The sequence below is a fragment of the Desulfitibacter sp. BRH_c19 genome (assembly GCA_001515945.1).
GTDB lineage: Bacteria > Bacillota > DSM-16504 > Desulfitibacterales > Desulfitibacteraceae > Desulfitibacter.
In genome coordinates, this window is the sequence record LOER01000025.1 from 14344 (window position 1) to 41219 (window position 26876).

Annotated in this window: 26 protein-coding genes; all 26 read left to right on the forward strand. The window is 36.6% G+C overall.

Annotated elements, in window-relative coordinates:
* The first annotated feature begins 125 nt into the window (after nucleotides 1–125).
* A complete protein-coding gene (locus APF76_13695; protein ID KUO51419.1) occupies nucleotides 126–1934 on the forward strand; it encodes an elongation factor 4 in 1809 nt (602 codons plus the stop codon).
* Nucleotides 1924–3063 (forward strand): hypothetical protein, encoded by a 1140-nt coding sequence (locus tag APF76_13700; GenBank protein ID KUO51420.1) that lies wholly within the window; start codon nucleotides 1924–1926, stop codon nucleotides 3061–3063. The genes APF76_13695 and APF76_13700 overlap by 11 nt, the downstream gene beginning before the upstream one ends.
* A 212-nt stretch (nucleotides 3064–3275) precedes the next feature.
* The gene (locus tag APF76_13705) at nucleotides 3276–4307 is read left to right on the forward strand and encodes a hypothetical protein (GenBank protein ID KUO51421.1); all 1032 of its coding nucleotides are present in this window, start codon (nucleotides 3276–3278) and stop codon (nucleotides 4305–4307) included.
* Between the two features lie 32 nt (nucleotides 4308–4339).
* Nucleotides 4340–5911 (forward strand): chaperonin, encoded by a 1572-nt coding sequence (locus APF76_13710; protein KUO51422.1) that lies wholly within the window; start codon nucleotides 4340–4342, stop codon nucleotides 5909–5911.
* A 15-nt stretch (nucleotides 5912–5926) separates the two neighbouring features.
* On the forward strand, nucleotides 5927–6511 hold the full coding sequence (locus APF76_13715) for a hypothetical protein (GenBank protein KUO51423.1): 585 nt from the start codon (nucleotides 5927–5929) through the stop codon (nucleotides 6509–6511).
* 12 nt (nucleotides 6512–6523) lie between these two features.
* Nucleotides 6524–8365, forward strand: a complete 1842-nt coding sequence (dnaK, locus tag APF76_13720; GenBank protein ID KUO51424.1) for a molecular chaperone DnaK — start codon at nucleotides 6524–6526, stop codon at nucleotides 8363–8365.
* Nucleotides 8366–8517: 152 nt separating this feature from the next.
* A complete protein-coding gene (locus APF76_13725; protein ID KUO51425.1) occupies nucleotides 8518–9645 on the forward strand; it encodes a molecular chaperone DnaJ in 1128 nt (375 codons plus the stop codon).
* Nucleotides 9646–9671: 26 nt separating this feature from the next.
* Nucleotides 9672–10604 (forward strand): hypothetical protein, encoded by a 933-nt coding sequence (locus APF76_13730; GenBank protein KUO51426.1) that lies wholly within the window; start codon nucleotides 9672–9674, stop codon nucleotides 10602–10604.
* A 7-nt stretch (nucleotides 10605–10611) separates the two neighbouring features.
* Complete coding sequence (locus APF76_13735) at nucleotides 10612–11376, forward strand: hypothetical protein (GenBank protein KUO51480.1); 765 nt, start codon at nucleotides 10612–10614, stop codon at nucleotides 11374–11376.
* Between the two features lie 3 nt (nucleotides 11377–11379).
* The gene (locus APF76_13740) at nucleotides 11380–12681 is read left to right on the forward strand and encodes a tRNA (N(6)-L-threonylcarbamoyladenosine(37)-C(2))-methylthiotransferase MtaB (GenBank protein KUO51427.1); all 1302 of its coding nucleotides are present in this window, start codon (nucleotides 11380–11382) and stop codon (nucleotides 12679–12681) included.
* 78 nt (nucleotides 12682–12759) lie between these two features.
* Complete coding sequence (locus APF76_13745; GenBank protein ID KUO51428.1) at nucleotides 12760–13101, forward strand: histidine triad nucleotide-binding protein; 342 nt, start codon at nucleotides 12760–12762, stop codon at nucleotides 13099–13101.
* Nucleotides 13102–13207: 106 nt separating this feature from the next.
* Entirely contained in the window at nucleotides 13208–13384 is a 177-nt protein-coding gene (locus tag APF76_13750) for a 30S ribosomal protein S21 (GenBank protein ID KUO51429.1), read from the forward strand.
* Nucleotides 13385–13668: 284 nt separating this feature from the next.
* Nucleotides 13669–14982 (forward strand): hypothetical protein, encoded by a 1314-nt coding sequence (locus APF76_13755; GenBank protein ID KUO51430.1) that lies wholly within the window; start codon nucleotides 13669–13671, stop codon nucleotides 14980–14982.
* Nucleotides 14983–15166: 184 nt separating this feature from the next.
* A complete protein-coding gene (locus APF76_13760; GenBank protein ID KUO51431.1) occupies nucleotides 15167–16168 on the forward strand; it encodes a hypothetical protein in 1002 nt (333 codons plus the stop codon).
* Nucleotides 16169–16187: 19 nt separating this feature from the next.
* Complete coding sequence (locus APF76_13765; GenBank protein ID KUO51432.1) at nucleotides 16188–16655, forward strand: hypothetical protein; 468 nt, start codon at nucleotides 16188–16190, stop codon at nucleotides 16653–16655.
* 124 nt (nucleotides 16656–16779) lie between these two features.
* Nucleotides 16780–17076: a hypothetical protein gene (locus tag APF76_13770; protein ID KUO51433.1), complete on the forward strand. Its 297-nt coding sequence runs from the start codon at nucleotides 16780–16782 to the stop codon at nucleotides 17074–17076.
* A gap of 75 nt (nucleotides 17077–17151) precedes the next feature.
* Nucleotides 17152–18378, forward strand: coding sequence for a hypothetical protein (locus APF76_13775; GenBank protein KUO51434.1), 1227 nt, complete (start codon nucleotides 17152–17154; stop codon nucleotides 18376–18378).
* Between the two features lie 125 nt (nucleotides 18379–18503).
* Nucleotides 18504–19475, forward strand: a complete 972-nt coding sequence (locus APF76_13780; GenBank protein ID KUO51435.1) for a phosphate starvation-inducible protein PhoH — start codon at nucleotides 18504–18506, stop codon at nucleotides 19473–19475.
* 4 nt (nucleotides 19476–19479) lie between these two features.
* Nucleotides 19480–21654, forward strand: coding sequence for a hypothetical protein (locus APF76_13785; protein ID KUO51436.1), 2175 nt, complete (start codon nucleotides 19480–19482; stop codon nucleotides 21652–21654).
* Entirely contained in the window at nucleotides 21623–22072 is a 450-nt protein-coding gene (locus APF76_13790) for a hypothetical protein (protein ID KUO51437.1), read from the forward strand. The genes APF76_13785 and APF76_13790 overlap by 32 nt, the downstream gene beginning before the upstream one ends.
* 3 nt (nucleotides 22073–22075) lie before the next feature.
* Nucleotides 22076–22444: a diacylglycerol kinase gene (locus tag APF76_13795; GenBank protein KUO51481.1), complete on the forward strand. Its 369-nt coding sequence runs from the start codon at nucleotides 22076–22078 to the stop codon at nucleotides 22442–22444.
* Nucleotides 22445–22454: 10 nt separating this feature from the next.
* Nucleotides 22455–23081 carry a hypothetical protein gene (locus APF76_13800; protein ID KUO51482.1) on the forward strand — a complete coding sequence of 209 codons (627 nt, stop codon included), beginning with the start codon at nucleotides 22455–22457 and terminating at the stop codon, nucleotides 23079–23081.
* Nucleotides 23078–24115: a hypothetical protein gene (locus APF76_13805; protein KUO51438.1), complete on the forward strand. Its 1038-nt coding sequence runs from the start codon at nucleotides 23078–23080 to the stop codon at nucleotides 24113–24115. Before APF76_13800 ends, APF76_13805 begins: the two co-directional genes overlap by 4 nt.
* Nucleotides 24116–24237: 122 nt before the next feature.
* Nucleotides 24238–24627 (forward strand): cytidine deaminase, encoded by a 390-nt coding sequence (locus APF76_13810; GenBank protein ID KUO51439.1) that lies wholly within the window; start codon nucleotides 24238–24240, stop codon nucleotides 24625–24627.
* Between the two features lie 378 nt (nucleotides 24628–25005).
* Complete coding sequence (gene era, locus APF76_13815) at nucleotides 25006–25917, forward strand: GTPase Era (protein ID KUO51440.1); 912 nt, start codon at nucleotides 25006–25008, stop codon at nucleotides 25915–25917.
* 17 nt (nucleotides 25918–25934) lie between these two features.
* Nucleotides 25935–26681, forward strand: coding sequence for a hypothetical protein (locus APF76_13820; GenBank protein ID KUO51441.1), 747 nt, complete (start codon nucleotides 25935–25937; stop codon nucleotides 26679–26681).
* Nucleotides 26682–26876 lie beyond the last annotated feature (195 nt).

The following is a 26876-nucleotide window of genomic DNA, read 5'->3' on the forward strand; positions in this document are numbered from 1 at the left end:
TGCTACCAAGTACATGTCAATGATATAATATACTTTAGTCGGTTTAGCGGTTAAATGAACTTTATTCTTATATTTGCATTTTTAAAACTGACTTCTGCTACACAAGCTTAAACGGGGTGATAGTTTTGGATATACCACAGGAACGAATAAGAAATTTTTGTATTATAGCTCATATAGACCACGGTAAATCTACCCTTGCAGACCGTATACTTCAGTTTACAGGTGCAGTAAGTGAAAGAGATATGTCTGAGCAGCTTCTAGATAAGATGGATTTAGAAAGAGAAAGAGGTATTACAATAAAGCTGCAGGCTGTTAAAATGGTCTACAAAGCTAAAGACGGTAATGATTATTTACTTAATCTTATAGATACACCAGGGCATGTTGATTTCACCTATGAGGTTTCTAGAAGTCTTGCTGCCTGTGAGGGGGCATTACTTGTAGTTGACTCAGCTCAAGGAATAGAAGCACAGACTCTGGCAAATGTGTATTTAGCACTAGAACATGATCTAGAAATTATTCCTGTAATAAATAAAATTGATTTGCCAAGTGCAGAACCTGAAAGGGTTATGGAAGAGATTGAAGAGTTTATTGGCCTTGACACTACAGATGCCATATTAGCGTCTGCAAAAACAGGTCAGGGAACTGAAGAAATCTTAGAAGCAATTGTTAGGAAGATTCCACCACCTAAGGGTAATCTGGATAATCCTCTACAAGCATTAATCTTTGATTCTCTTTATGATTCATATAAAGGTGCAATTCCCTTTATAAGGGTCATGGAAGGGTCAATAAAAAAAGGCATGGAAATAAAAATGATGTATAGTAATAAAAAGTTTGAAGTAACTGAAGTTGGTGTGTTTACACCTCCTATGAGGATAGTTGATCAGTTAGGTCCAGGTGAGGTTGGATTTGTGACTGCAAGCATTAAAAATGTTAAGGATACTCAGGTAGGGGATACTATTACAAGTGCAATTAAACCAGCTCAGAGTCCTCTTCCAGGCTATAGAAAGGTTACAAGTATGGTGTATTGTGGTTTGTACCCTGTTGATAGTGCTGATTATGAAAATCTGAAGGATGCTTTAGATAAACTTCAACTTAATGATGCTTCTTTAAAATTTGAGCCAGAGACTTCCGTTGCCTTGGGATTTGGATTTAGATGTGGGTTTCTAGGATTGCTCCACATGGAGATTATTCAAGAAAGGCTTGAAAGAGAGTTCAATATCAGCCTTATTACAACAGCACCTAGCGTTATTTATGAAGTCCATAAAACAAACAAAACGATGATTACTATAGATAATCCTGCTAACCTTCCTCCGCTTAATGATATTGAAGAAATTAGGGAGCCTTTTGTTAAAGCTACTATACTGGTTCCTAATGATTATGTTGGGGCGGTCATGGAACTGTGTCAGGAAAAACGTGGGGAATATCAGGTCATGGAGTATCTATCGCCTAAGAGGGTTATGCTTACCTATCATCTCCCATTATCAGAGATTATCTATGACTTTTTTGATCAGCTTAAATCAAGGACTAGGGGATATGCTTCTCTAGATTATGAAATGCATTCATATATTCAAACAGATTTAGTAAAAATGGATGTACTAGTTAATGAAGTGATTGTGGACGCTCTTTCCTTCATAGTTCATAGAGATAAATCCTTTAATAGAGGCCAAAATATAGCGAGAAAGCTAAAGGAATTAATTCCAAGGCAGATGTTTGAAGTGCCGATTCAAGCTGCCATTGGTGCTAAAGTTGTGGCCAGGACGAATGTAAAAGCTTTAAGAAAAAATGTTATTGATAAGTGCTATGGTGGGGATATTACAAGAAAAAAGAAGCTTCTTGAAAAACAAAAAGCGGGGAAAAAGCGTATGAAGTCAGTAGGCAATGTTGAAATTCCCCAGGAAGCTTTTATGGCGGTGTTAAGCTTAGATGATGATTAAAGCTTTATATATCCATATACCATTTTGTCTAGCAAAGTGTAAGTACTGTGACTTTAATTCTTACCCACTACCCGTCTTTAAAGGACGGGTAGATGAATATTTAGGGGCTTTAAAAAAAGAATTGCTTATGCTATCCAAAGAAATTCCTTTGGGTGGAATAGAAACCATCTATATGGGTGGTGGCACTCCCACAATTCTTGACACAGGACAGCTACTTAACTTCATGAAGTGCTTAAAGGAAATTGTGGACTTCTCCAATGTTGATGAGATTACCATAGAAGCCAACCCTGGTACTATTACCCAGGAAAAACTGCTTGCTTTAAATAATGTGGGTTTTAATAGGATTTCAATTGGGGTACAGTCTCTTGATGATAATCTACTTAAACATATGGGAAGAGCTCATAATGCAGAAGAAGCTGTAGCAGCAGTTACCCTAGCCAGAGAAACAGGTTGGAGTAATATAAATGTAGACTTAATCTATGGGCTACCAAACCAATCAAATGCTATTTGGATGGATACACTTAAAAAGGTAATAGATTTAGGACCAGACCATATATCTGCTTATGGATTGAAGATTGAAGATAACACTCCATGGAGTAGTGACTACTATAATAACCTACTTGCTCTGCCAGAAGAAGATAGTGTACTGGAAATGTATGAAACTCTCCAAGCTATACTTGGAGACAATGGATATTTTCAATATGAAATTTCTAATTATTGTAAACCAAAGAAAGCAAGTAAGCATAATACTGTTTATTGGCATAATAATTATTATCTAGGAATAGGTAGTGGTGCTGCTTCCTTTTATAATAATCAAAGATTTTACAATATAAAAAATACAGGGCAATATTTAGATTGCCTGTCACAAGGACTTAGACCTATTGGGGAGCTACTAGAGCTCGCTCAAGAAGAACAGATCTCTGAAACCATGTTTATGAACCTCCGGCTTTTATCAGGAATTAAGATAGTGGATTTTAAAAAGAGGTTTGGAATATCACCAATTGATAAATACTATAATGAAATTAAAAAGTTAAGTGAAATGGAATTATTGGATGTTAATGAGGATACTATAAAGTTAACACATAAGGGAATTCCCCTTGCAAACTTAGTGTTTATGGAATTCGTTTAAAAAACTCTTGGGATATTATTCTGGCTTCTGTATTCTGAGTACTTGAGTATTAACTACTTCTGACTCCTGTATTTTTGTATTCCATTATAAAGATTTTGTGGAGATTGTTTTTTGTTCCATTCTATGTCTTGACAAGGATAGGTATTCGGTGGTATTTTTTAGGTATAGTTTAGCACTCATCAATCGAGAGTGCTAACAGAGAGGTGGTAATGATGGGAATGGATGAAAGAAAAAAGAATATACTACATGCAATCATCCAGGACTATGTAGCTACAGCCGAACCTGTGGGATCGCGTACCATTGCTCGAAAATATAGCTTGGGTGTTAGTTCTGCGACTATTAGAAACGAAATGGCGGATCTAGAGGATATGGGCTTTATAGAGCAGCCACATACCTCAAGTGGAAGGATTCCTTCTGATAAAGGCTATAGATTTTATGTTGATTTTTTAATGAAAAAAATAAATATTACACCTCCAGAGGAACAGTTTATTTATGGTCAATTAGTGGCAAATATTCAGCATATGGAAGATCTTTTTAAGAAAACAAGTGATACTCTTTCTCAGCTTACAAACTATATAGCTCTATCTGTAGGACCTCATGTATCAGAGACAAAAGTACAACAAATACAATTGTTACCGATGCAAAGTAACAAGGTTTTATTAATGATCATCTCAGATAAGGGTGTAGTGGATAATGGAATAATTAATTTTTCTGCAGATTTTGATCAAGAATCTCTAAGGGTAGTTTCTGAGATACTTACTTATAAACTACAAGGCTATAAACTAAGAGATATAAGTAAAACTGTTTTACAGGAGATTTATTTTGAACTAGCAGATTATAAGAAACTTGTTTCCCAAGTACTTAATTTTATGGATGATAAATTGAAAGTATCAGATAAATCTAAGGTACACATTGGAGGTATGCTTAATATTCTTAAGCAACCTGAATTCAAGGATGTAGAAACACTACGTAGCATATTAACATTAATGGAAGAACAAACAGTTCTACGACAAGTACTAGAAGAAACTAGGAGTGGATCAGGATTAACTATATCAATTGGTGGAGAGAATAAGTATCAAGGAATTCACAATTGTAGTATTATAACCGCAACATATAAAATGGATGGCAAGGTGATAGGCACAGTAGGTATCTTAGGACCTACAAGAATGGTCTATCCTAAAGCTACTACTATGCTTGAATTTGTGTCAAAATGTCTTTCAGATATTTTTGAAGGCTACAAATAAACATACACTCCAATTTAACAGGAGGAAAAAGAATGAGTATCAAGCAAGTGAGTAAGGATATCGAGGTAGATGAGCGACTAGCGGCTCTTTCTACCAATACCAATGCAATCAAGGCAATTGCCTCGGCAGTTGAAGGCACATTAGGGCCAAAAGGGCTAGACACCATGTTAGTGGATAAATTTGGAGATGTTGTCATTACAAATGATGGGGTAACTATCCTAGAGCTAATGGAAGTAAACCATCCAGCAGCAAGAATGATGATAAATACAGCTAAAGCTCAGCAGGACGAAATAGGAGACGGCACCACCACGGCATCAATTATGGCAGGATCGCTGGTTACAGAGGGCCTTGAACAGATTAACAGAGGTGTCCCAGTAACAAGGGTTATAGAAGGTATCAAAGCAGGTATAAAGATGGCTGTACAATATTTCAAGGATAGTGCAACAGTTATTGAGAGATTAGATGATTCTGTTTTAAAGGAGGTATCTTGGGTAGCAGGTAGAGGTAATGATGATATTGCAGAACTGGTATTTGATGCTGCTAATATGATTGGCAGAGAAAAACTTTTAGATAGTAATTTTAAATTGTCTGATTGTATCTTTGCCCAGCATGGGGCTGACAATCAATTAATTAAGGGATGCATTATTAATAAAGAAAGAGTATCCCAGGATATGCCAAGGGAGCTATCAAGTTGTTCTGTTCTATTTATCGATGATGCCTTAGAACCTGAACAACTAGATGAAGAAGCTTTAAGTAATGAAGCTGGATTTAACAGATTCATAAAGCTCCAGGAAGAATTTCAGGAGAATCTAAAAAAACTACTTAAGCTTAATGTGGGGTTAGTAGTAGTTGACAGAGGTATTCATGATTTGGCAGAAGAGTTTTTTATTGATGCAGGAATCATGGCTGTCCAAAGGGTGAGTCATAAGGAACTAAAAAAGGCAGCTGAGTTCACAGGGGCTAGAATGATTAAAAGAACAGGATTAAAAAAGACGGTAGATGAATTAAGAAATTACCTTGGGAAAACAGAAAAGGCTTATGAGGATGAACATCTTCAACAGATTAGAGTTTTAGATGGGTCTGGAAAACCAATGGCTACAATTTTAGTTGGTGCAGCTACTGAAGAAGTTGTAGGCGAGAGAGAGAGAATTGCCAAGGATGCTGCAGCGGCATTACAAGCTGCAATAAAGGGAGGAATAGTTCCAGGTGGAGGCTCAATAGAGTTAGCTGCTGCCTCTTTCTTGGAAAACAATAGAGAACAGGTAAGGGGTATGGCAGTCTATGGTATCAACTGTGTTGTAGAAGCACTAAAAAAACCTTTTTCACAAATTGTCTTTAATGCAGGTTTTAATCCCCTTGAAAAGCAAGGAGATGTATTAGCACTTCAAAAGCAAAAGGGTAATACCGGATATGCTATTGATTGTGATACTGGTCAGGCTATTGACATGAGAACTATTGGCATAGTAGATCCTGTATTGGTTAAAATTTATGCTCTTAAGGCAGCTGGAGAAATTGCTGAAGCAATACTAAGGATAGATACAATTATTAAAAAAAGAGCCGATAGATCTGCTGACAATAGAGCTAATGAAGAATTTGATTTTTGAAATGGGGTGAGATAGTTGATTATTAAGGAAGACAATTTTGATGACATGGAAAACCAAAATTCAGAAAATGAAAACTTGGGAAATACTAATGAGGATATTAAAGAAATGTCTAACGAGGAATTGTTTCTGGAATATACCAAAACCCAGGAGCTTCTAAAGGAAAAAGAAGAATCTGAAAAACAAATACAAGCCCAATTTCAAAGGCTACAGGCTGACTTTGAAAATTTCCGTAAAAGAACCATCAAGGAAAAAGAAGATATGAGAAGCTTGGCAGCAAGGGGTATTATGGAGGATTTGTTGCCTGTGCTTGATAATATTCATAGAGCTTTAGAAGCTGGGAAACAAAAAGGGGATTTGGAGAATTTTATTCAGGGAATTGAAATGATAAACTCTCAATTCTGGGATGTACTGCAGAGTAAGGGGCTAGAATGTATTGACTGCAAAGGTAAAGAATTTGACCCAGAGATTCATCAAGCAGTAATGCAAAAAGAAGTAACAGATTCAGAGGACAATATAGTTTTAGATGAGGTTCAAAAGGGATATTTACTTAATGGTAAAATGATTAGACCATCCATGGTCTCAGTATCAAAAAAATGTTAGGAGGCATATATTATGAGTAAAGTTATAGGTATTGATTTAGGAACAACAAATTCCTGCTTGGCCGTAATGGAAGGTGGGGAAGCTGTAGTTATACCAAATGCAGAGGGTAATAGAACTACACCATCGGTTGTTGGTATAACAAAGGATGGGGAAAGATTAGTTGGTGAGGTTGCTAAGAGACAAGCAATTACTAGTCCTGATAGGACAGTCCTATCAATTAAAAGACAGATGGGTACAGATTATAAAGTAGATATTGCGGATAAAAAATATACACCACAAGAAATTTCAGCTATGATCTTGCAGAAGCTTAAAACAGATGCAGAAAACTATCTTGGGGAAAAGGTGACTCAAGCAGTTATTACTGTTCCAGCTTATTTCTCAGATAGTCAGCGTCAAGCTACTAAAGATGCAGGTAAAATTGCAGGCCTAGAAGTGTTGAGGATTATCAATGAGCCAACTGCAGCTGCCCTAGCTTATGGCCTTGAAAAGGGTGAAGATCAGACAATACTAGTTTTTGACCTTGGAGGAGGAACTTTTGATGTTTCTATCCTTGAATTAGGAGAAGGAGTATTTGAGGTTAAGGCAACTAGTGGTAATAACCGTCTAGGTGGAGATGACTTTGATGATAAGGTTATTGAATATCTTGTTGCAGAATTTAAAAAGCAAACAGGCATTGACCTAAGCAAAGATAAAATGGCTGTACAGAGACTAAAAGAAGCAGCAGAAAAGGCTAAAAGGGAATTATCTAGTGTAACCCAAAGCAACATTAATCTACCATTTATAACAGCTACAGCTGAAGGACCACAACACCTAGATATCACCTTGACCCGTGCAAAGTTTGATGAGTTAACAGCTGATCTTGTAGAAAAGACTATAGGGCCAACTAAGCAAGCCCTATCTGATGCTGGGCTGTCAGCTAAAGATATTCATAGGGTAATTTTAGTGGGTGGTTCCACGAGGATTCCAGCAGTACAAGAAGCGATTAAAGGCATTCTTGGTAAAGATCCCCATAAGGGTGTTAATCCTGATGAATGTGTAGCATTAGGTGCAGCAATCCAAGCAGGAGTATTAGCAGGAGAGGTCAAGGATGTATTATTGCTAGATGTTACTCCCCTTTCGTTAGGCATAGAGACTTTAGGTGGAGTATTCACCAAGCTAATTGAAAGAAACACTACTATTCCTACTTCTAAGAGTCAAATTTTCTCAACTGCAGCAGATGGCCAGACAAGTGTAGATATTCATGTGCTTCAGGGTGAAAGGGAAATGGCAACATATAATAAAACCATGGGGAGGTTCCAATTGTCTGGAATTCCACCTGCTCCAAGGGGTGTGCCACAAATTGAAGTTAAATTTGACATAGATGCCAATGGAATAGTGCATGTTTCAGCTAAAGATTTAGGTACAGGTAAACAGCAGGAGATAACAATTAAAGCAACTGGCGGCTTGGCTGATGAAGACATTAACCAAATGGTAGAAGATGCAGAAAAACATGCTGAAGAAGATAAGAAATTGAAAGAAAAGGTAGAAGCTAAGAACCAAGCTGATTCTGCAATTTACCAAGCTGAAAAAACAATCAAAGAATCAGAAGGTAAAATTGACAAAGAAGATGTTGATAATATAGAAAAGGCTAAAAATGAGTTGCAAGAAGCAGTTAAATCAGATAATGTAGAAGATATAAAGAGTAAAACAGAAGCATTATCACAAGCCATATATACAGTATCAACAAAAATGTACGAAAAAGCTTCTCAGGAAAACCAGCAGGCAGAAAATCCTGAGGGTACACAAGAAGCAAAAGATGATGTTGTTGATGCAGATTATGAAGTTGTAAATGATGAAGATAAAGAAGATAAGTAAGATAAGAAAGATCAGGATAAGTAATATTTTTGAAAACTGAAACTCTAGGGGGCGCAAGTCTACAGCCCCCTGGATTTATTTCATTTTCAAATAGAAATTGTGCTAAGACAGTTGGTTAAATGTGAGGTAGGTTAGGGGGTTGACTTTAAAAAGTGAGCAAAAGAGACTATTACGAAGTATTGGGGTTATCACGTAATGCTTCAGAAGAGGAAATAAAAAAGGCTTATAGGAAGTTGGCAAGACAATACCATCCTGACGTTAATTCAGGAGATAGTGAAGCAGAAGCTAAATTCAAAGAAGTGTCCGAGGCTTACGAAGTATTAAAGGATTCTCAAGCTAGGGCTAGATATGATCAGTTTGGTCATGCTAGTACCCAAAATGGGGGATTCGGTGGTGGTGCCGGATATGGTGAAGCTGGCGGTTTCGAAGATATATTTGATATGTTCTTTGGTGGAGGCTTTGGGGGTCAAGGTGCAAGAAGAGGTCCACAAAAGGGTTCAGATCTAAGGCTTGATTTGGAGATTACCTTAAAAGAAGCAGCCTTTGGAGTAGAAAAGGAAATTGAGCTTCCAAAATTGCAAACCTGTTCAGAATGTGAAGGTACAGGGTCAGCAGCCGGAACTTTTCCGAGTAGCTGTAAGGTTTGTAAAGGTACAGGTCAAGTGAAATCAACTCAAAAGACCGTTCTTGGACATTTCCAAACTATCAAAACCTGTCATAATTGTCATGGTACTGGTAAGGTCGTAGAAACTCCATGTGATGCATGCTATGGACAAGGAAGGGTTAAACAGAAAAAGAAAATTGGATTAACTATTCCAGCTGGAATTGATACAGGGTCAAGGCTTAGGGTAACTGGTGAAGGAGAACCTGGAGCTAATGGAGGACCAGAAGGGGACTTATACGTATATATAACAGTTAAGCCCCATAAATTATTTGAACGTCAAGGTGATGATATATGGTGTAATTATCCCATTTCAATCATCCAGGCAATGCTTGGGGACGAAGTAAAAATTCCAACCTTGGATGGAGATATTAAGTTAAAAATACCTGAGGGAACTCAAACTGGGACATCATTTAGATTAAAAGGCAAGGGAGTACAAAAGCTAAGGGGCTATGGAAGAGGAGATCAGCATGTTAGGGTAAAGGTTTCAGTACCCAAAAATCTAAATGAAAAGCAAAAAGAGTTAATTAAGGAGTTTTCTAAAACTTTGACAAGTAATAATGATGCTGGTAGAGGTAAAGGTTTTTTTGAAAAGGTTAAAGATGCTTTCATGGGTTAAGTTTTCTTACGAAAAGGGGTATGTAAATGCATTGGCAGGAGATTTCTGTTACTACAACTGAGGTAATGGAGGAATCGGTGACTAATCTGTTTTATGAGGTAGGAGCTGGAGGGGTTGTAATTGAAGACCCAAACTTAATAAACCGATATGTACAAGAAGATATATGGGATGCCCATGAGTTTCCTATGGAGATTGTGGAGGCTGAACATGTGGTTGTCAAAGGTTACCTGCCAGTTGATGAGAAACTCCCCCTTCTTTTAGAACAATTTAATGGAGCATTGGCAGCTCTAAGTGGTTTTTTTGAAGACTTTTATGCCGATGTAAGCCTTAGTAGATTACAAGAAGAGGATTGGGCTAACTCATGGAAGGAATACTATAAGCCTCAAAAGATAAGTGAAAGGATAGTGGTTGTGCCAGGGTGGGAAGATTATACACCTGAAGAGGGGGAAATAATCGTAAAGCTAGACCCTGGCATGGCATTTGGTACAGGTAATCACCCAACTACTATGATGTGTATAAAAACTGTGGAAAAATATCTGCAACCTGGTTGGAGTATAGCGGATATTGGTACTGGTTCAGGAATAATAGCCATTTCAGCAGCAAAATTGGGTGCAGGTAGTGTAAATGCTGTGGATCTTGATACACTAGCAGTAAGGATTGCAAAAATTAATGTAAAAAGGAACCTGGTTCAGGATGTAGTTGAGGTAAGCCAGGGAAATCTACTTCAGACAATTCCTAATAAATTTCAGATGATAGTGGCAAATATAATAGCAGATGTAATAATTGAAATGGCAGAAGATGCTTATGATAAACTTGAAGCCTCCGGAATATTTATTGCTTCAGGTATTATTGAAGATAGGCAGGATGGAGTAATAAATAAGCTCCAAGGAGTAGGTTTTAAGTTAGTTGAAGTTATTACAGACAATGCTTGGAGAGGGATTGTCGCAACTAAAGGGTGATGATTATTTGTACCAGTTTCATATTCCCAAAGTATTAACAAGTGCAACTGATGACTTAAAGAACAATAAAATGGAAATATTAGGGGAAGAAGCTCATCATATTGCTAATGTACTGCGCCTTAAAGAAGGTGCTATTGTAGGTTTATTTGACGGAATTGGCAATAAAGCTACTGGTGTTCTAATTGATGTCGATCATGATAGAATACTGGTAGAATTACATAAAGAAAAAATGGCAAATACAGAACCACCAATAGAAGTCACCCTATATCAGTCTTTACCGAAGAAGGAGAAGCTTGAGCTAATTATCCAAAAAGCTACTGAGTTAGGTGTGAAAAACATTGTTCCTATTATAACCAGAAGAACAATTGTACATATTGATAACCAAAAGGTCAAGAAGAAAGTGGAGCGTTGGAATAAAATTGCCCAGGAGGCTTGCAAACAATCAGGCAGGGCATATATTCCGAAAGTTAGCGAACCGATAAGCTATAAAAGCATATTTTCTCAATTAAACTCACAGCTTATTCTAATACCTTATGAGGCAGAGGAAAAGAGAGGTTTGCGCCAGGTATTGAAGTCTTTCAAGACATCAATACCTAAAAGTGTTGGTTTTTTTATAGGGCCCGAAGGGGGCTGGGACAAAGATGAAATTCAAATGGCTCTGGATAATGGTGTTCATCCGGTTACTTTGGGACCGAGGATACTTAGAACTGAAACTGCCAGCCTTGCAGTTTTGACTATGATACTATATGAACTGGGTGATTTAGGAGGCTAAATTGTGGACAAAAAGGTTGCAGTACATGTTCTTGGGTGTAAGGTAAACCAGTACGAAGTAGAAGGTATTAAAGAATTATTTAAAGAAAAGGGTTATGAAATAGTTGATTTTGCTGAAAAGGCAGATGTTTATTTGATTCACACTTGTACAGTAACCCATCTAGGTGACAGAAAATCGCGACAGTTTATCAGAAAAGCAGTAAAAAATAATCCAAAGGCAATTGTTGCAGTAACAGGTTGTTATGCCCAGGTTTCTCCCAAGGAAGTGGAAGAAATAGAAGGTGTGGATATTGTATTAGGTACTAAAGATAGAAGAAAAATAGTGGAGATAGTAGAAAACGCTCAGAAAGGAAATCAATTAAAGTTCATAGCTGATAGTAACAGTAATAGAGAATTCGAAGAATTACCTATTTTCAAACCATCCAGGGCTAGGGCCTTTTTGAAAATTCAGGAAGGATGTGATAGGTTTTGTACTTATTGCATTGTACCCTATGCTAGGGGGCCAGTAAAAAGCAGAGATTTTAATAATACAATTGCAGAAATTCAGCAACTTGTGGCTAATGGATTTCAAGAAATTGTATTAACAGGAGTACATCTAGGTACTTATGGTAAGGATTTAACAGATAGTAAGAATTTATTTTATTTAATTAATGAACTTGTTAAGATCGATAAGCTAAAGAGGCTTAGAATAAGTTCACTTGATCCTGATGACATTAGTTTAGATTTACTGAACCTGATGACTCAAAATGAAAAGATTTGTTCCCATTACCACATTCCCCTACAGAGTGGAGATGAATTCATACTTAAAAAGATGGGAAGAAGATATACTTTGGATCATTACAGAAAACTAGTGAAAGACATTAGGGCTAAAAGACCAGATGCAGCATTTACAACGGATGTAATAGTGGGTTTTCCTGGAGAGACAGAAGATCATTTTACTAATTCTGCAGAATTTATTAAGGAAATAGGTTTTGCTGATCTGCATGTTTTCAAATATTCTCCTAGAAAAGGCACACCTGCTGCAGATTATTCTAACCAGGTGCCATCAGAGATTAAAACACTAAGAAGTAGCCATCTAATGAAATTATCCTATGAGTTGTGGAAACAATATGCAGGCAAATTTTTGGGTAAAGAAGGCCAAGTTCTAGTTGAAAATTTATCAAATAATAGCTGGGAAGGTCATACTGACAATTACTTAAAGACAAAGTTTGAAAAAAGTTTACAGCAGGATATAACTGGAGAAATTGTAACAGTTAAGCTAGAAAAAATTGGAGAAAACAAAGAAGTATATGCAAAGCTTATTTGAATTGGGTTCTAGAATTCAAACAAAGGGATTCTGCCTTCCGAATTGAATTCTGACTTCTGACAAGGGAGGTGATACTTGATGTCTGATTGTATATTTTGTAAAATTATAAATAAAGAGATACCAAGTACAATCGTATACGAAGATGAAGATGTTTTGGCTTTTAATGATGTAAACCCACAAGCACCAGTACATATACTAATTATTCCTAAAAAGCATATTTCTGATATGACTGAGGTTACAGAACAAGATCTTGGGATTATTGGAAAAATACATCTGGTTGCAATTAAACTTGCCAATGAAAAATGCTTTGCAGATCAAGGCTTTAGGTTGGTAAATAACTGTAAAGAAGATGGAGGGCAAGTGGTTTTTCATCTCCACTATCATTTAATGGCCGGCAAAAAACTTCCTGTGTGTACCTAGGGTTGACGTTGGCAAAAATAGTATAGTATAATTGCTATGTTAGTCTGCTTTGTCATTTTCTTTTTATTTACGTTAATGGTTAGTTGTGGAGGGAGGGATATGGAGATTGAGCGAAGTTAAAGTTGGTAAAAATGAAACTCTAGATAGTGCGCTCCGCCGTTTTAAAAGAAACTGCCAAAAAGCAGGAGTATTGTCTGAGGTGCGTAAAAGAGAGCACTTCGAAAAGCCAAGTGTGAAACGTAAGAAAAAATCCGAAGCTGCTAGAAAAAGAAAATTTAAATAGTAAATCTGTATGTTCTTCGACCCTCCTCGACATCTTAGCGATTGCTAAACGTATTGGACATGATTAATCGCAAGTAACGGGTAAGGGATGTATGTAAGTTTAAATCGGAATCAAGCTAATCATAATTCATGATGGTAAAGCAGGAAAATTTAATTCAGCAAAGTTAAGAAATAGCCTGGTAATAATTATACTGGGCTATTTTTTCAAAAAACCAGATCAGTTTTATTAAAAAATGTACATTTAATAACAGCTACAGGAAAATAATATTACCGGAGGGATAAAATATGAAAAATATATTCAAAGTTGGTTGGGTTCTTTGTGTTATTCTTATATTAATCTCTAGTTTTCCCATACTGGCACAAGAAACTTCTCCGGTATACATAGTGCCAGTTAAAGGGACTATAGATGGTGGAACCCAGACATTTATTAACAGAGCATATGATGAAGCTGCAGAGAATAATGCCGCTGTTGTCTTGCTGGAAATAGATACTCCAGGAGGACTTGTGTGGTCAGCAGTTGAAATAAGAAATACCATACATCGATCTCAAATACCCACCATAGCGTATGTTGAAGAAGGTGCAATTTCAGCTGGAGCTTTAATTGCATTGGTATCCGATACTCTTGTTATGGCTCCCGGTAGCACCATGGGAGCAGCAGAACCCCAAGTAGGTGGCGAATTAGCTGATGCTAAGACATTATCATACTGGGTTGGACAGTTAGAGGCAGCAGCAGAGGAAAATGGAAGAGATGAGCTTATTGCAAGGGCAATGGCAGATGCCGAATTGGAAATACCCGGTGTTGTAGAAAAAGGGGAATTACTAACATTGACTCCCCAAAGAGCCTTAGAACTTGGAATGATTGATGATATATTGCCTAGCCGTCAGGATGTTCTTGAGCAATATGGCTATGCAGATAATCCTACAGTAGAATTAGAACCTGAGTTTGCTGAATTGTTTGTTCGCTGGATTACCAATCCTTATTTTAGTACATTCTTATTAACTATTGGAATTGCAGGTCTTGTTTTGGAAATATTCACCGTAGGATTTGGAGTAGCAGGTACAATAGGATTGGCTTCATTAAGTTTATATTTCATGGGTCATATTTTAGCAGGAATAACAGGGTTTGAAGCAGTTCTCTTGTTTATTCTTGGGGTTATTCTTTTAGCTGTAGAAGCGTTAATTATTCCTGGCTTTGGTTTAGCTGGTATTGGAGGAGTTATAGCACTAATCGCAGGCATCATTATTGCTTCCCCTACAGTTAACCATGGAGTTACATCCCTTGTAGTAGCAATAATAGGAACAGGTATCTTACTAGCTATAAGTGTGAAATTCTTGCCGACTAGGAATGTATGGAAACGGTTAATACTAGGTGATAGACAGGTGAGCGAAGAAGGCTATAATGCACCTACCATTGAACTGAAAGATCTTATAGGTTTAGAAGGTGTAGCCTTGTCACCACTACGCCCATCAGGCGCTGTGAAAATTGGTGATAAAAGAGTAGATGTGGTTACTGAAGGTGGTTTTATTCCTTCGGGTTCAACGGTAAAGATAATCAGAGTAGAAGGAACCAGAGTTATTGTCGATAGACAGGATTCTTAGCGTCAGATGGAGGTTTCCATACATCTGCGGTTAGAAACCGTTATCCACGCTAGTAACACTTATGAACTTGTTCATTAGTGTTCAGTATGTGCATAGCTGGATGTACCGCCACTTAGTCAGATTTATGTCTTAGGGGCGGTAGTCATTGGGCAAACAGGATTCTTAAATTTAGGAGGTATATATTATGTTTGATTTTGTAGCTGTAAGTAGTTTAATATTTTTTGTATTAATTTTTGTTTTTGTTGCTTTTCTATTTACTTTTATTCCGATTGGGCTTTGGATCTCAGCTTTAGCTGCAGGTGTAAAGATAGGTATTATGACCCTAGTCGGGATGAGATTAAGAAGGGTTGTTCCAAGTAGAATAGTTGGGCCTCTTATCAAAGCTGAAAAAGCTGGCTTAGAAACTGGAGCTAACAAACTTGAAGCCCATTATCTAGCAGGAGGTAATGTTGACAGGGTGATTGATGCATTAATTGCTGCAGAAAGGGCAAACATTCCTTTGCCTTTTGAAAGAGCTGCAGCTATTGATTTGGCAGGTAGAAATGTACTGGAAGCGGTACAAATGAGTGTAAACCCAAAGGTTATTGAAACTCCTTCTATTTCGGCAGTTGCCAAGGATGGTATTGAAGTCAGGGTTAAAGCAAGAGTAACAGTTAGGGCCAACATTGAAAGACTTGTTGGTGGTGCAGGTGAAGAAACTATTATTGCTCGTGTTGGGGAAGGTATTGTTACTACTGTTGGTTCAGCCGCTAATCATAAGGCAGTCCTTGAGAACCCAGATTTAATTTCCCGTACGGTATTAGAAAAGGGACTTGATTCAGGTACAGCTTTTGAAATCCTATCAATTGATATTGCGGATGTAGACGTCGGTAGAAACATAGGTGCTACTTTACAAACAGATCAAGCTGAAGCTGACAAAAAAGTAGGTCAAGCAAAAGCTGAAGAGAGAAGAGCAATGGCGGTTGCCAAAGAGCAAGAACAAAGAGCAGCTGTTCAAGAAATGAGAGCTAAAGTTGTTGAAGCAGAAGCAGAAGTGCCAAAAGCAATGGCTCAGGCACTAAGAGAAGGAAACATGGGAGTAATGGATTATTTTAATATGAAAAATATTGTTTCTGATACAGATATGAGAGATGCCATTTCCAAAGGATCAAATAGTGATAGGAATAATAAAGATTTAACCAAATAATCCTAGGAGGTGACTCTTTGTGGATATTCTGTGGATTATAATATTCATTCTTTACATGGCGTATCGTGCCTTTTCAGAGTCACAGAAAAAACAGGCTCGGGCACAAAGAAGAAGAGTAGTAACTACTGAAGACCCTGGTACAAGGCACTATAGATATGAAGAGGTTAAGCCCCACCAGGAGGTTCCCTGGGATTTTGATCCAGACCAATATAAACAAGAAACGGTAAAATCCTACGAAGTTAAGCTGGAAGAAGTTCAACCAGCAAATGAGATGAACAGATACCAGAAGCAACTTCATAAGGTAGGATATAGAGGAGAAGATAAGTCAAAAAGAAAAGCGGATAAGTTGGAAAAGGCATCCATAGAAGACAGAGAAGAATCCTCATCTAATGGATGGAATTTTGACTTAGATAGCCGATCTCTTGTGAATGCTGTTATCATGTCAGAGGTCTTGCAACCTCCCAGATCAAAAAGACCCATAAGATAATTATTAAAAAAGTTGCCTTAACAGGCGACTTTTTTTGCTTCACTACTATATATAAAATATATAGTTATTTTTATAATTACTCTTCTTTTTACTGCATAGATTTAATAAGAGGAGGGGGTGCCCATTGAGTAAAAACGATAATTCTAAAAAACCAAGGAACAAATTGAGAGAAACATTAGCCGATACCTTGGATTTACCAAAGGAAATCATTATGGATATACCAAAACTAACTTTGATTGGCAACAATGAAATTACTATTGAAAGTCATAAAGGTGTAATTCAATATTCAAGTGAAAGAATACGTATAAGCATAACTGGTGGGGAGTTAATTATTGATGGTAGGGGATTAATAATTAATTCCATTTTACCTGAAGAAATAACTATTTACGGGGAAATCTCACAAGTATCATTTGAGGATTAAGATAACCAGTAACTAACCAAGGGTAATTAACCAAGGGGATGGTTTTCGTGCTTTTTGAGCAAAGGGGGGCGAATAATGCAGCTAAAAAAGCTTTTATTATTTATATTTGGTTATGTTGTAATTATGATAGAAGGACCTGTTGAAAGATTTATTAACTTAAGCATTAGCAAGGGCATAACTCTTAGAGATTTAAAAAGTTTTTCTGCAACAAAGATACAGTTTAAAATACCACTCCATGATTTTTGGGCCATACGGTCTATTGTTAGGCAAACTAGCTCTAAGATAAAAATATTAGACAAGAGGGGATTGCCTTTTTATTGGAGTAGAATAAAGAAGAGAAAATTATTAATCATAGGAAGTATGATATTTGTAGCAACCATGTATATATTATCTAGCTTTGTGTGGTTTCTTGATGTACATAGTCACGAAGAATTAGTTTTAATAGAAAAGGATCAGATAATAGAGATTGCTGATAAGTCAGGATTAAGGGCTGGTATTTATAAAAGAAGTATTGACGTGGAAGAAGTTGAAAGAAAAATAATTTCTCAAATCCCAGAAATATCATGGGTAGGATTAGAATTTCAAGGAACTAAAGTACGAATTGAAGTTGTGGAAAGAAAATTACCCAGGGAAGAATATCTGGATAAGGATCCTAAGCATTTAATAGCAACCAAGGATGGAATAATTCAAGAAATCCTAGTATTAATGGGTCAACCCCTTATTCAGGTTGGAGATACAGTAGAAAAGGGGCAAATGCTTATTTCTGGAGTAATAATTCCCCAAATTATAGATGAGCAAGAAGAAACTCAAGAAGAAATTATACCTCAAGAACTAAAAAAGGTAAGAGCAAAGGGCATAGTAAGGGCAAGAGTGTGGTATGAAGGACAGGGCAGCGCTAATTTAGAGGAAACAATAAAACATAGAACAGGTGCTACAGAAAGGGCTTATTATATAAATCTACCTGATAGAAAAATAGTGTTTAAAGGGTCATTAGATAGCAAGTTTAAGAACTTTGAGACTGAAACTAAAATCAAAAAGCCTCCTAAATTACCCTACTTTGAAATACCTGGTGAAATTGTAGTAGTTACATATCATGAAGTAGATATAGAAAAGAAAATTTATAAAAAGGAAGAGGCCATATCTCTGATCCAAAAAAAAGTGTTGGAAAACCTCAATATCTCAAAGGGAGCAAAAATAGTGGATCAAGAAATAGAGCTTTTACTGGAAACAGACCAAAAAGTTGTGGTAAAATTAGTAGTTGAGACAATAGAAGATATTGGCAAGCTGGTGCCTGTGGAATAACCATGGAAAAACATTGTTATTGAAGGTTAAAAATAAACCGTATATAATATAATATGATATATAAGATTATATATATCTTTGTATTGATTGAATATTATTTATTCTTATTAGGAGGATTTAGAGTATTGTCACAAACTACAGAAATCAGAATAACATTACCTGGAAACGGTGAGGAAATAAGTGTCCTAGGAAAAAATGATGAAAACCTTAGATTTATTGCAAAGCATTCTCCAGTAAAGATTGTAGCTAGAGGAAATGAATTGAGTATCTCAGGCCAGAAACAAGATGTTATTAAGGCTGAAAATCTATTTAACCAGTTAATCAAACTAGTGTCTAAGGGAAACCAGGTTAATATTCCAACTATAAATTACACAATGAAGCAATTAGCTACTATGAGCGAATCTGATAGGCAAATAAGTGATATTCTTGCTGAGGTAATTTCAATTACAGCAAGGGGTAAACAGGTTAAGGCTAAGACAATTGGTCAGTATGACTATATCAGGGCAATTAAAGACTATGATATGGTATTTGGAATTGGGCCGGCTGGGACTGGCAAGACTTATCTTGCGGTAGTTATGGCTGTGGAAGCCCTAAGAAATAAGCTTGTCCAGAGGATTGTCCTTGTTAGACCTGCTGTAGAGGCTGGGGAAAAGCTTGGCTTTTTGCCTGGGGATTTGCAGGACAAGGTTAATCCATATTTGCGACCACTCTATGATGGTTTATATGATATATTAGGGGTAGAAACCGCGTCTAAGTATATGGAAAAAGAAGTAATTGAGGTAGCACCTCTTGCTTATATGAGGGGAAGAACATTAGAGGATTCTTTTATCATCTTAGATGAGGCCCAAAACACTACTCCCGATCAGATGAAAATGTTTTTAACAAGGATTGGCTTCGGTTCCAAGGCAGTAATTACTGGAGATATAACTCAGGTTGATTTGCCAAAGGGAAATGTATCTGGTTTAATAAATGTACAAGGAGTCTTGAATAATGTAGAAGGTATAAGTTTTAAATACTTTACTGAACAAGACGTTGTCAGACATCCGCTTGTTCAAAAAATTATTTTAGCTTATGAAAGGGAACACAAAGAGGATTAAGTAGGTGGTTAAAATGCTAAAAGCTAAGGTAATAAAAGAATATATAAGGGATTTATATAATAAGGTATTCAAGAATATTTCACAGAAAAGAATTTTTTGGGGAGTAATATTTTCTTTTGCTCTAATGCTAGTCTTAGGAATGTCTGTTATGCCTGAACAGGTTAACGTTCAGGAAGGACAACCTAGTCCAAAGGATTTTGAGGCTCCAAGGAACATTACTTTTGAGAGTCAGGTTCTTACTTCTATAAAAAGACAAGAGGCAGCTGATAAAGTAGAGGATATTTATCGAACTGAGGAAAATGTTCTTCTGCAAATACAGGAAGATATAAATGCTCATTTTTCTATAGTACAGAATACTAGAAACAATGAAGATATTGAAATAGACGAGAAAAGAGAATTATTAAAATCTGAGCTAGGATTTGGTTTGGAGGATAAAGCATATAATGAAATTCTTTCTATGAGTGATTCACAACTGGAAAGAATCCAAAATGAAATAAATCAAATTGTTAGGCAATATATGCTTCCAGGCGTCCTTACTGCAGACATAGAGCTTACAAAAAAGAATATTCAAGGTGCGATTACTCTCTTAAATGTTGATCCAGCATCCAAGGGCTTTTTAACTGCTATCTTAGAATATACTGAATTCAGGGGAAATAGAATCTATGATCCTATATCAACTAACGAATTAAGAGAAAAGGCTGTTGAAAGAGTTGAACCTGTTATTGTTCAACTTACAAAAAATCAAAAAATAGTTGGTAAAGGCGAGATTATAACAACAGAGCATCTAGAGGCCTTAGAAAGGCTAGGAGTTCTCACATCATCTAGTACAGCACTACCCTTACTTGGGGTGGTTTTACTTGTTTCAATTTTTTGCGGATCAATTATCATGTATCTTTACCAGTATCGGCCTAATATACTTGAAAATGAATCATTGATAGTCCTTTTAGGTCTTTTGGTAATCAGTACCTTATTAATCTCCAATGCTGTTACATCCATTAATATAGGTATTAATGCTGAGTTTTCAACCTTAGTTGCCTATGCAGCGCCTGTAGCTGCAGGTTCAATGTTAATAGCAATTTTGTTCGACGGGAAGTTTTCAATGTTCATCACTACTCTATTAGCTATTCTCATTGGGATTATGAATGGCCTGGAGCTTCAGTTTGCCTTAGTAGCATTTGTTGGAGGGGCTACTGGAATTTATAGTGTGTCAAAATTAAGTCAGAGATCTGACTTGGTTAAGGCTAGCATCTATATTGTAGGAGCAAATGTAATAACCATTTTAGCTCTTGGCTTAATGTTGAATTATTCACTACCAATGGTTTCTATTTCAATACTTCTTGGTATAACAAATGGAATTCTTTCTTCTGTTCTTACCATTGGAACATTGCCCTTTTGGGAGACAGCATTTAAGATTACAACTTCCGTTAAACTTTTAGAACTATCAAATCCAAATCAACCGTTGCTAAGAAGACTTCTTCTTGAAGCCCCTGGCACTTATCACCATAGCGTAGTCGTAGGCAATATGGCCGAAGCTGCCGCAGATGCAGTTGGTGCTGATACGCTTCTGACAAGGGTAGGAGCAAACTATCATGATATTGGAAAAGTTAAAAGACCGTACTTTTTCATTGAAAATCAGCTTACAAGGGAAAACCCTCATGATAAACTAGCCCCAACTTTGAGCACTTTAATAATAACAGCTCACATTAAAGATGGGATTGAACTTGCCAAGGAGCATGGATTGCCTGAAAGTATAATAGAGATTATTTGTCAGCATCATGGCAAATCCGTAATTTCTTTTTTCTATCATAAGGCCAAGGAAGGTAGTCAAGGAGAAGTATGCCAAGAAGATGATTTTAGATATGACAACCCAAAACCAAGGACAAAAGAGGCAGCAATTGTGATGCTTGCCGATAGTATTGAAGCTGGAGTTAGGTCCATTCAGAAACCTACTCCCAACAAGATAGAAACCTTTGTCACAAAGGTAATCAAGGATAAACTGGAAGATGGCCAGCTTGGAGAATGTGATTTAACTTTTAAAGAGTTGGATATCATAGCGCAATCATTTGTAAAAATATTAACTGGTATTTTTCACTCAAGAATTGAATATCCAGAAAATGTATTGAAGGAAATGGAAAGGGGAAAAAACAATGGAGGCGTATGTAAACAATCAGCAGGATAAAATCACCGTTGAGCAATCTTTAATAATTGTTTTGGAGGATGTAATAAAATTTGTCCTTAATAAAGAGACAATAAAGGATTATGAGATTGGGGTTACACTTGTTGATGACACCTATATTCAAGAGCTAAATAGCAAATATAGAGGAAAAGAAATGCCAACTGACGTTCTTTCATTTCCCCTTACTGACGAAGATGAATTAGATGGTGATACATTTGTTGTGGGAGATGTAGTTATTTCTCTGGAGACTGCAGAGAGACAATCATCTGAATATGGACATTCACTATTGAGAGAAACAGTATACTTGCTGATACATGGTATCTATCATATTCTAGGATATACCCATGATGATGTCGAAAAGAAGAAGGCTATGAGAGCTAAAGAAGAAGATATATTAAAACATTTCAACGTTTTGAGGTAAAGTATGTTAAATAAACTTGCTCTGAGCTTTTATTTTGCCATATCTGGAATACGTTACGCAGTCAAAACCCAAAGAAATATGAAGATACACATCTTTGCACTAATTCTGGTTATAGGAGCGGGATTATGGTTAGATTTGTCTGCAATTGAGTGGTCAATAGTCTTGGTGATGGCTGGACTTGTAATCATTTCAGAAATGTTAAATACTGCCATAGAGGCCCTTGTAGATATGGAAACCCAAGAGTACCACCCCCTAGCAAAAACAGCCAAGGATGTGGCAGCAGGAGCTGTTTTAATTGCAAGTATTATTTCCATAATCATTGGGTTATTTATTTTTGGTTCCAAATTATTGGATAAAGTCGGTATTATATAGGAGAAAAGTAATTATGAGTAATATTAAAAAATATTTATTAACAGGGATATTAACTTTACTGCCAACTGCAGCATCAATCTATGTACTGTGGGCAGTAATCCAGTTTATGGATGGGATTTTCGCTGACCTTTTAGTTTTTGTAATAGGAAAGAAAATCCCGGGTTTAGGTATGATATTGACCCTTGCAGTAATTTTAATTGCAGGTTTTTTAGCAAGTAATTTCATTGGAAGAGCTTTATTAAGAATTAGTGACCTTATTATCAGTAAAATACCTATTGCAAGTAATATTTACAAAACTGTAAAACAGATAGTAGATGCCTTTTATTCTGGGGATAAGAAAAGTTTTAAACAGGTAGTTATGATCGAATACCCAAGAAAAGGATTATTTGTATTGGCTTTCTTAACTGGTGATTCTAAGGGTGAAGTGCAACACAAAACAGATCAGGATGTCGTTAATGTATTCTTGCCAACCACGCCAAATCCAACTTCGGGATTTCTACTTTTTGTACCCAAAAAGGATGTAGTTTTTTTGGATATGCCAGTTGAGGATGGCTTAAAAATGATAATTTCTGGTGGTGTAGTTGTTCCATCATATCCGGCAGTAAAAGAGTTCACGAGAGAAGGTGGCGCAGAGTGAAACAGCTTTTTAAGAAATTGGGAATAATTCATCTTCTGGGTGTAATTATATTAATAGTGTTATTATTTAATTCATTTCTGCTTGCCAGAACAATGGGCCATGTCCAGCTCCCTGGGGAAATGTCCAGTATTGATATTGCTCGAGAAGGTGCGAGGATGTCAATTAGTTTAAATGAACAATTAGCGAGAGATGTTGATGTTTTTGAAACAAGTGCAGTACGTGAGGTTATTGCTCAATTCAAATATGAAGTGGATAGAGCAAGTACTGTTGAAGATATTGTTACCTTAGTTACCGATTATAGTATAAAGGTACAAGGGGTCATAACAAGGGAACAGGAAAGCAAAAGACGTGATGCAGTTTTATCTCTTATCAGTCAAGACACTAAGCTACCAACCTATAGGGGTGAAGATGTTATTTCTGTCTGGAAGGGAGAAGATGGGGTTCGAATTGTGGACCCTACAACTTTGTTGACAGACGAAACAAAGGAAGAGCTGTTTGAACATCCTCTTTTACAAGGGCCAAGTTGGTCATTGATAGAGATTGCCGTTAAGGATGGTCAGGCAACTTTAATGACATCACGCAGCATGCTTGATAAGATTAGGATATTGGAAGATGATAAATCTAATTTAGAAAGAACCTTGAAACAGGTAAAAAGTCAGGCAGGTTACTCAGACATTAATGGAACTGGCATTATAGTGGAGATGTATGATTCTGAGGTAGGATTTAGCTCCATAGATATTGTTCATGATAGAGATGTGAGGGATGTAGTAAATGAACTATTTGCTGCGGGTGCTAGAGGAGTTAGTGTGGGTGGACAAAGGCTAATTACTACTTCTTCTATACGCTGTGCAGGTCCAATAATATTAGTTAATCAGAAACCTATTGCCGTAGATCCAATCGTTATTAAAGCAGTAGGTGATGCTGAAGTTTTACAAAGCAGTCTAGAGTTAATTAGAAGGGAATTAAAGGAGTTTGGAATTGGCATTGAGGTAACAATTGAAGAAAGTATTACCTTGCCAGCATATTCTGAGTGATTCAAGAAGAATTCAGAAGACAGAATACAGAATTCAGAAGATAGGACTAGTTCCTCAAGCTCTTATTCTGACTACTGACTACTGTATTCTGAATTCTAATGCTATTAGAAGGTGGTGTTAAAATGAATTTAGAAAAACTTCTTGAAGATGCTAAAAAAGCTAGAAATTATTCATATTCCCCGTATTCTAAATTCCCCGTAGGGGCAGCTGTGTTAACTAAAGATGGAACAGTATATACAGGATGTAACGTGGAAAATGCAGCCTATGGTATAACCATGTGTGCCGAGAAGGTCGCCATAGCAAAGGCTGTTTCTGAGGGAAATCAATATATTGCAGTAATAGCCATTGTTGGAGATACAGAAGGTCCTTGTAGGCCCTGTGGATCCTGTAGACAGTTTATTTTGGAATTTGGGGATGAAATTACTGTTGTTATGGGAAATTTAAAGGGTGAGACCGAAACCAAAAGCATAAATGATCTTATACCATTTAGTTTCAGCAAAAAAGATCTTTAAAAGATTACCCGTGTCTTTGTATAGAATATAAACAGGATTCTTAACTCAGGTGGAGTTTCCCACAGGATTAGTTCAACTAGAGTTCAGGGAAAGTCACCTGAACTAAGTTTCACTGAATGACTCCATCTGAGTTTTAGAAACCGTTATCCAGGGACGTAGCGCCACTTATCTCCCACTTGCGACTGTAGTTCTAGCATTGTGATTTTTGCAATGCGTAGAAATACTAGTGCAAGGCTAGAAGATAGGAGTCTTGGAGTGAAACTTGTCAACTTGTTGACATAGCTGAACCCATGCAAGGCTAATGGCGGTAGTCATCGGATAAATAGTTTTAAAAATTGAGAAGTGAAGTGACTTCTGAAATTGCGAGGTATAAATTACATGCAGGATAAAAAATTTAAGTCTGGATTTGTTGCCATAGTTGGTAGACCTAATGTTGGCAAATCTACCCTTATGAATAATTTGATAGGTAAAAAAATAGCTATCATGTCTGATAAACCACAAACTACAAGAAATAAGATTACAGGAGTATTTACAAGGCCTGAACTCCAGATAGTATTTATTGACACCCCTGGAATACATAAACCAAAAACAAAATTAGGTGAAGTGATGGTAGGGTTAACTGCAAGAAGTCTTAAAGAGGTAGACCTGATACTTTATCTTGTCGATTCTACAGCAAAAATAGGTAAGGGTGACGCACTTATTAATGAAACACTTAGCAACTCAAAGCTACCAATAATTATAGCATTAAATAAGATAGACAGTTTAGAGAAACAACAGATCCTGGAAAAACACCTGGAGTGGCAGGCAACAGGTGTTAGTGACACAATAATTCCTATTTCAGCGCTTGAAAATATTAACCTTGAAAAGGTCATTGAAGTAATAGGTGGTCATCTAGAGGAGGGACCACAGTATTATCCAGATGATATGATAACCGACCAACCTGAAAATATGGTTGTGGCTGAAATAATTAGAGAAAAGGTCCTGCATTTAACAAGAGATGAAATACCACATTCTACTGCAGTAGTTTTGGATGCAATGGAAGAGCGTCAAAACAACATGATGTACTTAGATGCGATAATCTACATTGAAAGAGATTCACAGAAGGGAATAATTATTGGTAAAGGTGGCAGTATGCTAAAAAACATAGGACAGACTGCTAGAGAGGAAATTGAAGGCCTTCTTAATACTAGGGTGTACTTGGACATCAGGGTAAAGGTGAAAAAGAACTGGCGAAAAGAGGCTAGTCATTTGAAGAATATGGGATATGATACAAGGTTTTTGAAAGATTGAGAATTAAGAGGTTTTCCATGGCAACTCCAATTCAAACTAAAGGAATTATAATTAAAGAGTATGACTTTGCTGAAGCAGATAAGATATTTGTTATTTTTACATCTAGCAAAGGCAAAATATCCTGTCTTGCCAAGGGTGTACGTAAAAGCAAAAGTAAAATGAGGGGTTTTTTACAGTTATTTACCTATTCAAACCTACACCTCCATAAAGGGAAGTCCATGTATACCATTATAGGGGGAGAAATTATAAATAGTTTTCCAAAAATAAAAAGCGATTTACTTTTATTTGGTTATGCTAACTATATAACCGAAGTCTTGGAAAGCATCTTGCCCTCAGAGGAAAAAAATGAAGCTATCTTTGTAAATACGGTTTCTTTATGCCACTTAATGGGAAGTATTCCAATAAGCCAGCTCACATCCCATTACCTGTTGAGACTCCTAAAATCAGCTGGCTTCTTACCCGAATTATTACAATGTGTCGTTTGCGGTAAAACAATAGAAGAAAATGCCCTGTTTAATAGTATTGAAGGTGGGTGTCTTTGTAGGCAATGTGGAAATGGCCTTAATAATCAAGTTGAGATACCTATAAACATAATTAGAATAATGGGGCAACTCTTAGCAATGGATATGACTAGAATTGGTCGCATAAAAATTCAGGATAAGCATCAGTACTTTATTGAAGACTTACTGTATGAATATCTAAAAACTGTTATAGAAAGACCGATTAACTCCATAAAGTTTATTAGGGAAATACGTGGAGTGTGAAGTAGATATTGACAAAACAATTTAGATTTGCTAAATTGAATAAGAAATAATATTAGATATAGCTATGAAGAAAAGTAGTAGGTTTAATTAGTCTTTTAAAGGGCCAGGTTAGTCAGGCGAAAAGAGAGCTGGGTTTGGTGGGAACCAGTAAAGACGTTAAGCTGAAGGCGTTTCTGAGCTAACAAGGTAAGGGGA